The 12,216-nt window shown below is 61.9% G+C and carries 6 protein-coding genes; all 6 read right to left on the reverse strand.

Annotation, left to right across the window (positions count from 1 at the left end):
* Positions 1-101 precede the first annotated feature (101 nt).
* The 6 genes from recD to UIB01_RS17200 all read right to left on the reverse strand — a co-directional run bounded on the left by recD (position 102) and on the right by UIB01_RS17200 (position 11,917).
* Positions 102-2,189 (reverse strand): exodeoxyribonuclease V subunit alpha, encoded by a 2,088-nt coding sequence (recD, locus tag UIB01_RS17175; RefSeq protein ID WP_038663125.1) that lies wholly within the window; start codon positions 2,187-2,189, stop codon positions 102-104.
* On the reverse strand, positions 2,186-5,869 hold the full coding sequence (recB, locus tag UIB01_RS17180; RefSeq protein ID WP_038663128.1) for an exodeoxyribonuclease V subunit beta: 3,684 nt from the start codon (positions 5,867-5,869) through the stop codon (positions 2,186-2,188). The genes recD and recB overlap by 4 nt, the downstream gene beginning before the upstream one ends.
* Positions 5,866-9,318 carry an exodeoxyribonuclease V subunit gamma gene (gene recC / locus UIB01_RS17185; protein ID WP_038663131.1) on the reverse strand — a complete coding sequence of 1,151 codons (3,453 nt, stop codon included), beginning with the start codon at positions 9,316-9,318 and terminating at the stop codon, positions 5,866-5,868. Before recC ends, recB begins: the two co-directional genes overlap by 4 nt.
* 139 nt (positions 9,319-9,457) lie before the next feature.
* A complete protein-coding gene (locus UIB01_RS17190; protein WP_038663134.1) occupies positions 9,458-10,051 on the reverse strand; it encodes a hypothetical protein in 594 nt (197 codons plus the stop codon).
* 10 nt (positions 10,052-10,061) lie between these two features.
* Positions 10,062-10,979 carry a hypothetical protein gene (locus UIB01_RS23130; protein WP_128121604.1) on the reverse strand — a complete coding sequence of 306 codons (918 nt, stop codon included), beginning with the start codon at positions 10,977-10,979 and terminating at the stop codon, positions 10,062-10,064.
* A 65-nt stretch (positions 10,980-11,044) separates the two neighbouring features.
* Positions 11,045-11,917: a tetratricopeptide repeat protein gene (locus UIB01_RS17200; protein WP_038663137.1), complete on the reverse strand. Its 873-nt coding sequence runs from the start codon at positions 11,915-11,917 to the stop codon at positions 11,045-11,047.
* Positions 11,918-12,216: the final 299 nt, after the last annotated feature.

Genomic DNA, 12,216 nt, shown 5'->3' on the forward strand with positions numbered 1-12,216 from the left:
CTCAGGTCACTTCACCATCACCGTCCAGGCCGTAAGCTCTGACATGGCAAAGGTCACGGCCCAGGCCAGTAACCCGGCTACAAATGCCTGAATTCGCCCACTCAGATGCGTTGAGCCAGCGCCTCATGCAGTTGCAACGCCAAGCCGCTGGTGCGCTGCACGTTGCGGCCCACCGCGCCTTCGAACACACCCGGGTGAGTCTCGGCCAGGCTGAACCATTCCCTGGCGCGGGTGATGGCGGTGTACAGCAGCTCCTTGGTCAACACCGGGTTCAGCGCATCAGGCAACACCAGCGCGGTGTGGTTGAACTCCGAGCCCTGGGACTTGTGCACCGTCATGGCGAACACCGTCTCCACCTCCACCAACCGGCTCGGCATCACGAAGCGCACGCCGCCACTGCCGTCGTTGCGCGGGAAGGCCACGCGCAGGGCCAGCGCACCGTCCGGCCCCGGCACCCATAGCGCGATGCCGATATCGCCGTTCATCAGGTTCAAGCTGTAGTCATTGCGCGTCACCAGCACCGGACGCCCTTCGTACCAGCCGTGGTCGCTGTCCAGCAAGCCGCGGCGACGCAATTGCGTAGCCACACGCTGGTTAAGCCCTTCGACGCCCCAAGGCCCCCGGCGCAATGCGCAGAGCAGGCGGAACTGGTCGAATGCAGACAACACCTTGCCTGCCCAACCGGCCCATAGCTCGCTGTCCCACTGTGTATCAGCCACAGGGCGCAAGTCGCGCAGTTGCACCAGGTAATGCCGGTAGCCGGGCGCATTGCGGTTGCCATCGATGGCCAGGTCGCTAAGCGCCGCATCCTGCTCGCCACGCACCAGCAGGTTGAAAAGTTGCTCCGAGGGCTGTTCGAGCGCACGCCGTGCTTCGCCCGCCTGCTTGTTGTTGATCAGCTTGGCCAGGCGCCCGATACCCTTCTGCGGGTCGAAACGCCAAGAGCGGCGCAACATCACGGTCTGCTGCGCCAGCGGGGCACCCGCGCCTTCGGCCATCTGCAACTCAGGGTCAACCAGCGCCTCACCGCTGTGGGTGCTCAGCCACTGGGCGGTTTGCGCGTTGTAGTCGCCTTTTTCAGCCTCGCGGCACAAGTCGCCCATCACCGAACCGGCTTCCACCGAGGCCAACTGGTCCTTGTCGCCTAGCAGAATCAAGCGCGCTGCCTGGGGCAAGGCATCCAGCACGCAGGCCATCATTTCCAGGTCGATCATCGAGGCTTCATCGACCACCAGTACATCCAGCTCCAGCGGTTTATCGCGCTGGTGAATGAAGTTACGCGAGTTCGGTCGGCTGCCCAGCAAGCGGTGCAAGGTGGACACATCCGTCGGGATCTCGGCGCGCACCGCATCACTCACCGGCAACACCCGAACCTCCTTGCCAATGGACTCGGACAACCGCGCCGCCGCCTTGCCGGTCGGCGCCGCCAGGCGGATGCGCAGCGGCTTGCCGCTCTCGACCGCCGGGGTTTGCAGCAACCCCAGCAGGCGCACCACCGAGGTGGTCTTGCCGGTGCCCGGGCCGCCAGTGATGACGCTGAAGTTGCCACGGGCCGCCAGCGCGCAGGCAATTTTCTGCCAGTTGCTGCCTTGCGCGCGCTCGGCTTCGGAACGGGCGGGAAACAGTTCATCGAGACGGCTAGCGAAGTTATCTGGTGTGACCGGCGCCACGCTCAAGCGTGCGCTTAAGGCTTGGGCGATGCTGCACTCGTAGTTCCAGTAGCGGCGCAAGTAAAGGCGCAGCCCCACCAGCACCAAGGGCCGCTCGGGGGCGTCCTGGCGGGCGTCACGGTCCTCGACCAGGGTGCTGGCGGCCAGAGCCTGGCGCCACTGCGTAGCGTCCAGGCCCTGCAACCATTGCGACGGCAGCGTACTGCCCTCCTCGCCTTCTGGTGGCAACGACAGCACGAAATCCGGCGCTGCCAGGGTGGCGGTAAGGTCCAGGCAGGCATGGCCACGGCCCAGTTGGTGGCTGGTCATCGCGGCGGCCAGCAGCACGCTGGCCTGGGCCTGAGGGTCTTGTTCAAGAATGAATTTCGCCAAGGCACGATCCAGCGCGCGCAACCAGCCACGCGCCACCCAGGTATCGACTTGCTGCAAGAGCTCGCTGTTGCTGGCGGCGCCAATGAACACCGCCACCTGCTCGGTATCGCTCTGGCTGCTGCTCAGTTGCTTGAGGGTCTGGCTCATGCGCTGGCCTCCTCGAACTGGCCCATGAAGAGTTGGTCAAGCTGCTCGATCAGTTGCTGCGGTGGCCGCTCGAAGTGCAGGCCATGGGTGGGCGCCTGGTGCCCACGAATGAACAGGTACAGCGCCCCGCCCATGTGCTGCTCGTAGTCGTAGCCGGGCAGGCGCAGCTTGAGCTGGCGATGCAGGGCCAACAGGTACAGGCACAGCTGCAGATCGTAGCGTTTGTCCAGCATGGTTTCGGCCATGGCCTCAGCGACATAGGCGCTATCGGTGCTGCCCAGCCAGTTGGATTTGTAGTCCGCCACGTAGTAGCGGCCCTCGTGCTCGAAGGTCAGGTCGATGAAGCCTTTGAACATGCCGTTCAACTGGTTGGGCGCCAGTATCAGTCGCGGCGTACCGCCGAGGGTGTGTTCGCGTACCAAGGCATCGAGGCGTTCGACGTTCACGTTGCGGCTGGAGAACCAGAACTCCATCTCGACCTGATAGGTGCTCAACCCGGCTAGCGTGCACTGGGTGCCGTTGAAGCGCAGTGGGGCCTTGAGGTAATGGCTCAACCAAGCCGACAGCGGGTCGATCCAGCGCTCCCAGCCGCGCAGGTTGCAGCGCCGGGCCACGGCGTCGTGCAGGGCTTGCTCGTCGCTGGCAGCGTTGCCGAAGCCCTCATCGCCGGCCCACTCGAACAGCCCGTGCAGGAAAGTGCCCGGCCCCGCCCCTCGGGGGAAGGCGTGAATACCAACGCCGGCAGGCGGGTTCTGCTCGTCGTCCTGCTCTTGCAGGTTGGCTTCCAGCGCGGTGGCAGGCTCAGGGGCAACCGGCGACTCGGCGCCCATCCGCGCACGGTCGTCGGCGATGGCCAAGGCAGAGTAGCTGGCGATCCACCAGTTGGTCGCCAGCGCATGCAGCGGGCGCAAGGCCTCGCTTACCGTCGGGCGCGCAGGTGCCACATGGACACCCTCGGTTTGCGCAGGGGCCTTGCACACCGCGATGTCGTCGCAGCCCTTCGCGAAGGCGTCCACCACTTCAGCCAACCAATCAGGGGCAACCGTGCCTTCGCCTGCAAGCAAGTAGCCCAAGCCCGACTTGTGCAGGTCTATCGACGAGCCTCCGGTCTTGAACCCCTGGGGCGCCACGCAGATCCAGGTGGCGTAGCGGGCGCGGGTCAGGGCGACATACAGCAGGCGCATTTCCTCGCCCATGCGCTCATCGTCAGCGCGTTTCTGCGCAGGCTTTGCCGGGTCGCCCTTGGCCAGTTCAAGCACCAGGCTGTAATGCTCATCCTGTCGTTCATGGAACATCGGCGGCGCCTTGCTACGGCCATCCACCGCCCTGGCGCTGCACGCGAACGGCAACATCACCAAGGGGTACTCCAGGCCCTTGGACTTGTGCACGGTCACCACTTTGATCAGGTCCGAGTCGCTTTCCAGGCGCAGAATTTCTTCCTCGCTCTGCTCCTTGATCTGCTCGGCCAGATGGCGAATCAGCGCGTGCTCGCCATCGAGTTCGGCGGCGCTGCGCTGCAGCCATTCGGCCAGGTGCAGCAGGTTGGTCAGGCGGCGCTCGCCCTGTTCTTCAGCCAGCAAACGGGCCGGCACCTTGAAGGTTGCAAGCAGCCTGCGCAGCATGGGCAGCACGCCTTGTTGCTGCCACAGCACGCGGAAGTCGCGGAACCACTGCACATGCGCTTCCCAGCACAGCTCGTTCTGGTTCAACTGCTCCAGGTCCTGCCAGGAAATGCCCACGCTGCGGGTGGCCAATGCCGCACGCAGCAAGCGGTCGCTGGTGGGCTGGGCGCAGGCCCGCAGGATGCACAGCAGGTCGGTGGCTTCTTCGCTTTCGAATACTGAGTCGCGGTCAGACAGATAAACGCTGGCCAGTTTGCGACGCGCAAGGGCCTTGCGAATAGCTTCGGCTTCCTTGCGGCTGCGTACCAGAATGGCGATATCGGCAGGCTTGAGTGCAGTGAGTTGGCCATCGCTGTTGCGCAGGCCCGAGGGTTTTTCTGCACTGCGGTCGAGCCAGGCCTGAATCGCCGAGGCGCATACCTCGGAGGCCTCGCGCAGGTAAGTGGCGTTGTTGATTACTCCGTTGGTTTGCAGCTGCCAGAGGGTCAGGGCCTTCTGCTTTTCACCCTCGATCTCCAACGTATCGCTGCGGCCTTTGGCATCAACACCTTCGAACGGCACCGGGTTCTCCTTCCCCTCCTCGGCAAACCGGAACGCTGCTCGGGGGTGGGCTTCGGCGAACTTGAAACAATGGTTGGCGGCATCGACCATCGCTTGAGTGGAGCGGTAGTTGGTGCCCAGGGTGTAATGCCGGCCCTTGGTAGCCTCACGCGCCTTGAGGTAGGTGTAGATGTCGGCGCCACGGAACGAATAGATTGCCTGTTTCGGGTCGCCGATCATGAACAGGCCGCAGTCGGGCAGGTTTTCTCCAATGCAGTAGATTTTGTCGAAGATGCCGTACTGAACCGGGTCGGTGTCCTGGAACTCGTCGATCAGGGCCACCGGGTACTGCTGGCGAATGGTCTGCGCCAGGCGCGGGCCAGAGGGGCCTTCCAGGGCACGACCAAGGCGGTTGAGCAAGTCGTCGAAACCGATCTGCGCCCGGCGCAGCTTTTCTTCCTCGAAGGCGCCCTGCACTTCACGCAGAGCATGCAGCAGCAACTGCGCGCGGATGTCCTGCTTCGACTCCTCATGGTCGACCCAAGCATCGATGGCTCGAAACGCTGGGTGCGTACCGATGGCACCGCCTTTGTTCAGCTTGAAGCGGGCTTGCCCGCATTTGCGAACGTGGCTACTGGCTTCGCCTCCCTGGCTCCAGGCGGCGATATCGCCAAGCATTTGATCAAAAGTTTCGGGGGTTTTGGTGGGGTAGGACTTGCCGTTCAGTGCGCTGCGCGCGCTGTGCAGCAACGCCTCCAGAGCCACGATGTCGTTGGCCCAGGCCGCCCTTGCCTGCGCTTCGAGCGCGACGCACTGCGCAGCCCAGTCAGCAGGCCCCTGAAGCAAAGCATCCAGGTGCGCGGGCGCTGTGATCGACATCCCTGCCTGCTGAAACTCGGCATCGCTACGCGACAGCAGCGGCGTCAGCGCTTCGCGTAGCTCGGTGGGGCTTTTGAAGCTATCCGTCACCACCCTGGCAACCTCAGGCGGCAGGCCATAGAACTGCTGGCGCCAGTAGTCCCTGACCACTTCATCGAGCAACTCGCGCTGGTCGGTTTCCAGTGTCTGGGTAAACAGGCTGCCGCTGTCGAAGGCGTGCTCGCGCAGCATCCGGTAGCACCAGCCATGAATGGTCGAAACCGCGGCTTCGTCCATCCACTCGCTGGCCAACTGCAACCGACGAGCACAGGCCGGCCACTGATCGGCGGGGTAACCGTTGCGCAGTTTCACCAGCAGCGGGTCGTGACGCTCATCAGGTGCCTGAAAGCACTGGGCAGCCTCGTTCAACCGTGCGCGAATGCGGTCGCGCAGCTCTTGGGTGGCGGCGTCGGTGAAGGTCACCACCAGAATTTGCGGCGGCGTCAGCGCTTGCTTGAACGCAGCATCGCCCCCATGGCCCAGTACCAGCCGCACGTACAGCAAGGCGATGGTGAAGGTTTTGCCGGTGCCGGCACTCGCTTCGATCAAGCGGCTGCCATGCAGTGGGAAATCGAGGGGGTTGAGGTTAACCGCTGTCATTGGGCGCTTCCTGCGTCGGTCGAGGTGAAGTGGCCGAACAAGCCGCCATACAGGCGCTGGGCCCAGGCCACGAACTGGCCGCTCGCGCACAGTTGGTCGAAGTCCTCGTAGGCACGCCGTTGGGCGAACGAGCGCTCCACTTCACCCTTTTTCATGTAGCCGCCTTCATAGATATCGCGCGCTTTGTCGTAGGCCGAATCGCTGCTTTCCCCACCCGCTGCCAACCAGGCGAAGGCGCTTTCGCAGGCCACCGGCAGCGGCTCTTGCATGCCCGCCACCCAGGCCTGGAGCAGCGCTTGCAGCTGCTCCCGGGCCTGGGTTTCAGGCACTGGCCGGAACACCACATCGCCATTCAAACCCACCAGAATGGTCGTGCAGGCAGGCCCGTTCAACTGCAACGCCAAGTGCCGCAACCAAGGCCGCACCAGGTGCTGCCAACGCAGGCTGTCGTCGCTGCACAGCTTCTTGCTGTCCAGTTGCAGGTAGGCTCGCTCATCCAACGCATTGCGGCGAATGCCACCCAGCCAATCCTTGAGGCCGGGACGCTCGTCAGTGGCTTCGATGGTTGCGGCGCTCTGGCCCTCTTCAAGCTCAGGCCAGGCTTGCAGTTGGGCGTGGTAGCGCGCCAGCAGGCCCGGCATCGGCTCCACCAGCGCCGAGGCGCTCAAGGTGCCGAAGCCGCCCAGTGGCAAGGCGCCCTCGCGTTGCAGGCGTTGCACTTGCAGGCCCAGTTCGGTCACGGCCTGTTCGGGGTCGTAAGCCTCCTCGACCCAGCGCTTCAGCGCCTGGGTAAGCCTGTCCTGGTGCTGCCAGTTTTCCAGGCCATCGAGCTGGAAGGCTTCGTCATCGCGGTTTACCAACTCGTCGTCGTCGAATTTGACCTTCAACCGCTGGCTGAAGAAAGCGCCCACCGGGTCGCGCACGAACTCGGAAAGTTGCCGCAGGCTCAATGGCGTGTCCTGCACCAGCGCGGGCAGGCGCTCCCCTGCTGGCTGCGAGCTGTATTCGTCATGCACCTCGCGCCACTCGCTGGAGTAGGTGAACAAGCCATCAGGCCCCGGCTCGTTGGCGAAGTAGGCGGCGCTGAAGGGTTGCAACGGGTGCTCCTGGGTCAGCGCTGGCAGCAATGGCTGGCCGTTGGCCGAGCGCCAGCCGCTGGCCAGGTGGTCGCGCAATTGGCCAATCAGCACCGAGGGCACACGCTCGCTGTTGTCGCGGATGTTGCGGCCCACCCAGCTCACATACAGTTGTTTTCGCGCCGACAGCACGGCCTCCAGCAACAGGTAGCGGTCATCTTCACGTCGCGACCTATCGCCAGGGCGGTAGTCGTTGCGCATCAGGTCGAAATCGACCGGTGATTGCTGGCGCGGGTAATCGCCATCATTCATGCCCAGAAGGCACACCACCTTGAACGGAATCGCCCGCATAGGCATCAGGGTGCAGAAGTTCACCGCGCCGGCCAGGAAGCGCTGCGACAGGCCGCTATCTTCGATACCGCTGAGCCAGGCCTCGTGCACCACGCTCAGTGGCAGTGGCTGCGCGAACTGCGCCACCTCGCAGGTGCGCAGCCAACCTTCGAGCAGCTTGAGCAATTGGTTGACCAGCAGTTCCTCTGTATCGTTTACCGGGCGGAAGAACACCTTCAACAAGGCTTGCAGGCGCTCTGCCCATTGCACCGGCGTGGCCGGTTGCTGGAGTTCCTGAAGGGCCACTTCCAGGTGGTCGAGCAAGGTCAGCAGCGGCCCGGCCAGGGCAGCTTCCAGCCCCGACACTTCGTCGTAGGGTTCGATGCCGTTGAGCTGAGGCGCTCGCCCAGCAGCGTAGCCCAGCAGCATGCGTCGCATTCCGAAGCGCCAGGTGTTCTGCTCGAGGCCCGCCGGCATGCCCAGGCTTTCGCGCTGCTCGGCATCGAGCCCCCAGCGCACACCGGCACCGTCGATCCAGCGTTGCAGTGTGGGTACGTCGGCTTCGTTGATCGTGAAACGCGCGCGCAAGGCCGGTACGTCCAGCAGGTCAAGAATGTCGCTGGCAGCGAAGCGGCTATGGGGCAGCTTGAGCAGGTGTTCCAGGGCAATCAGCAGCGGCTGGCGGCCGCGCTGGCCTTGGTCGGCCACGGTAAACGGCAGGTAGCGCGAATCACTCCTTGGCACCTGGCCGAACACTGCCTCGATGTGAGGGGTGTAGGCGTTGATGTCCGGCACCATCACGATCACATCCCGTGGGCTCAACTGCTTGTCGGCGCTGAAGCGGGCGAGCAGTTGGTCGTGCAGCACCTCCACTTCGCGCTGCATGCTGTGCACCACGTGAAAACGCAGCGAGCGGTCGGCGGTAGCGTCTACCGCCCCCCAGGCTTCGCGGGTTTCCGGCAACGGGCGCAGCTCAAGAATATCGCTTTGCAGCTGGCCTAGCAGGGTTGCCGTATCCGGCTCGGTGAACAGGTCGATACGCCCGCCATTGAGGCCATCGAGCAGGTGGCGATAGCTGCCGGGCTCGTCGTGGTAGTCGAGCAGGTTGATGTAGTCGCGCCCCTGCTTACCCCAGGCGGCGAGCAAGGGTTGGCCGTGCTCATTCGCAGCTGCGGCAACCTCACGGGCAGGTTGGCGGCGGTAGTGGTGCGCCAGCAAGTCTTTGTCGGCAACGATATCGCCCCAGTGGTGCCGGCAAGGGTTGTGCACGCACAGCAGCACCTGGCTGTAGCGGGAAAGCTCTTTCAGGGCTTCGAGCACCTGCGCAGGCATCGAGGAAATGCCGAACACCACAACCCTGCGTGGCAGCCCCTTTGGCGCCTGGGCAGCGCTGCGCAGGTGGGCGACGAAGCGTTTGTGAACCCCGGCGCGGCTTTGCTCGAGCGCGCCCTCGCCAACGTCGGCCAATACCTCGCGCCATAGCTGCGCCTGCCACAGGTTCGGCGCATCCAATGGCTGCACAGTGCCCTTGATGTGTTGAAGTTGATCCCGCCCGGCAGCCCAGTCTTCGAGCCAATCGGCGCGGTACACCTGGTATTGGTCGAACAAGTCCGCCAACCGCTCGCACAGTTGGTGCAGCTTGCGCTGTTCATCGTCCTTTTCCAAAAAGCGCTGCAGGCTTGCGAAAACCGGGTTCGTGAGCAAGCTGGGCAGCAGGCGCATCAGCCGCCAGCTCAGCGCTGCCTTGTCCAGCGGCGAGGACTGCGGCGTGGTCTGCGCCCCCAGCACCCCGCGATACACCTGCCACAGAAAGCGCGCAGGCAACTGCACATCCAGCGCCGCAGCAATGCCGCAGCCACCCTTGTGCGGGTCTTCGGCCAGCGCCAGTTTCAGCCACTGGGCGATACCGTTGCTTTGCACCAGCAGCACCTCGTTCTCCAGCGGATGTAGCGGGTGGCTGCGCATCCACTGCACTGCAAGGGCTCGCAGTTCTTCTAGATGATTGCCATGGATGACAACAAGACCAGGCTGATGCTCCTGCATAGACACACATCCCTCTAGGTACGCTGGAGTGAAAGCTAATCAACGCATGCGACACCCTGTGTCGCACGGGATCTTTCACGGAAGAAGCAAAATGACGTCGTTGAACTGAGGCAGCGATTGGAGAAACGCTCCGGCAACTTCAAATGACTTCAAGCCGGTAGGTATCGGCGTCATCGACCAACTCAAAGAACAGCTCGCCATCCGAAGACCGAGGGCTGTCAGATGCGGAGGACCAGAACGAAGAGTGCTGCGTCGCATAGGTACAAAGCGCGGCCACCAACGGATGAGCCTTCCACAGCTCGGTCAGCTCACGTCGATGCAGGCCCGGCATAAAGAGCGGTGCAAGCTTCTGCTTTTGATCCAACGAAAGCTCAGCCAACTCCTGCCCATGCTGACTGATCCACTTGCTAATCAAGCGAATGTCGCTGTGGTAGCGCGCATCGGTCACCTGAAGCTGAGCAATACGGATTTTCTGTGGTTCTACAACAACCCTGCAGGCAACGTATTCATCACCATCAGCCAGCGGAGCACTGGCATTCAGCAAAGCGAGTTCAGGGGTTGGGCTGGCGTAAATTGCATGCCGGCGGGACGGCATATTTCTCGGCCGAAGAGACTCCCAGAGGTTGTCGACCACGTAGGGAACATTGCTGGGTATTCGCATCGTTGAGTGACGACGAAGATCTTTTTCCGCCCTCCCCACTTGGCTGGCAGGAATCGCCCGATAAAGCTCCATTTAAATCTCCTTATGGGGAAACCCGGGGAAGCGGCAGAGGGGGGAGATCTGTATCTACGTTGTAACCGATCATGAAGAGGGCTTTCTCAAGCTCTGCAATGGAGCCAATGCTTGGGTTGTAGGCCATCACCTGCTGCAGCAACTCTCCTGCAAGCAACACCTGTCCCGCCCATAGCTGGCACTGAGCGGCATTGAGCTTGCGAAACTTGAACGCCCCCAGCGATGGATCTCTATTCGTCGTGTCGCCTTGTCCGGCCCCCCACCGAAAGGATAAATCAGCAGGGACGCTAGGTACGCCAGAACGCATGAGTGAATAACGGGCGAGCAATCCAAGTGCAGCACCAACGCGGCCGTCGTAGATAATGATGTGGTCAGGGTCGGCAGCCGCGTAGACCTTTGTCATAGCGGAATTCATCAGGAGTTCCTTGCCATCGAATGCAGCAAGCCCTTGAGCAGATCCAGGTTGAAGCAGTTGGACTGCATGCATGATTGATTGGCATAGCGTTTTTTTTAGGTACTGATCCTCGACCCAAGCCAGAGATTTATCACCAGGGCGACGCGCGACGCCCCCCCAGTGGAATATAGCCAGGCATGCATCGCGGGCAGTTGCTTGATCACGCACAGCTAGCGCTTGCCGTAAACGGGCAGCAATGCATTGGGACGAATTAGGCTTAGGGCTATCAGGCCAGGAGTAATGGAGAAAGGCCTCCTGAAGCGAATGACACCACCAATGATGAACCGCTGAGGCAATACGCCCTTTCCAAGGCTTCCAGCTCTGATGTTTGCTAATGCGAAAGCTATGCAGCAGCCCTGCCTCCGAAGCATCTCCCACTGGGAACAAACCACGCATCTCCCCCAGTGCCTCTGGCCTGCCCCATAAATCAGCCAGGTACCGTGCAAAGGCCTTTTGATTCCCAGTCAGACTCATTCCCTTCCTCTTAGTCCTAACCCCAGCACCTATTGATATCGCTGCAGGGGCATAAAGCCAGCATGCTATGAGCTTTTGCATACTTGTTGAATAGCAACATCCGATGCATGCAACTCTCTGGCCCACAAGCTTCCCTGGCTGATCGCCAGATCCCGCCAGAAACGAAACAGCAGCCCATCTGGATCCGGTGGAGACTCGAAGGTAGAAAAGTAAAATTCAGCAAGTCGCTCAGTCGCCAGCACCAGCCCCCTCATGGCCGCCCACTGCAGCCAATACAAGCCAAGTGCTGGATCATACTCGGGTGATGTCTCATCCAGAGCCAACCTGCCAAGTGAGAAGCACGCCATCAAGTCCTGCTCGGCCGCTCCACGCTTGTACCAACTGATGGCTTTGCCATGATCGACGATGACACCCTCGTCCCCACGCTCATACAAGCTCCCTAATGCTTGCGCAGCACAGGGAATCCCTGCTTCGAAAGCCTGCTCGTAATAGTCGATGGCCAAGCCCGGATTGACCACCAGCCCCTTGCCATAAAAGGCCAGCTCGGCGAGGTTGAATAGAGCCTCTGAGGCTCCCATCACTGCCGCAACCTTGAATAACCGCCTGGCCAGCGCAGGGTTCGGCTTCAGCCGCAGACCATTGAGCCAAAACCACCCTAGATCATTGAGCGCATCCGCATCGCCCAACAGAGCCTGCTCACGCAGCTCCACATAGCGATTTCGAATCCTGATCGGATCAACCAATCCAAGAAGCGGATTGGCTGCTTTTATCTCGTGATAGGTAACACCCGCCTGCCCGCTTAGCTCCTTCGCTCTCAGCGATGGCATTCCAATGCCAGCGTAAAGGCGTTGCAACTCGTCAGGCCCAGCTAGATCGACGTCTTCAGCCAGCGGAAGAAGGTTATCCATGAGATTGAAGACATCCGCAGATTTGCTCATGCTGCTGCCTCATCGATGATCGTGTCTGACCATTTTCAACAGCCATGCGACAGCCTGTGTCGCACACAAGTAGGGATGGAAGTGTGGAACAGCTACTCCGCCATGAGCTCATCCTTGGCCTTCTCCCTAGCAAGGACAGCGCTCTCGATAGCAATGCCATTCACCAACGAGTAGCCAACCAAGGCGTCCAGGTTGATAAACGCACCATTCAACGTGACCTCAGCGAACTCGAATAGAAATTCCCCCATGTGCACAGCAGGCCCAAGGGCAAAGCAAAACTGTGGTGGGCAGAGAAATCG

It is taken from the genome of Stutzerimonas decontaminans, from assembly GCF_000661915.1.
Lineage (GTDB): Bacteria > Pseudomonadota > Gammaproteobacteria > Pseudomonadales > Pseudomonadaceae > Stutzerimonas > Stutzerimonas decontaminans.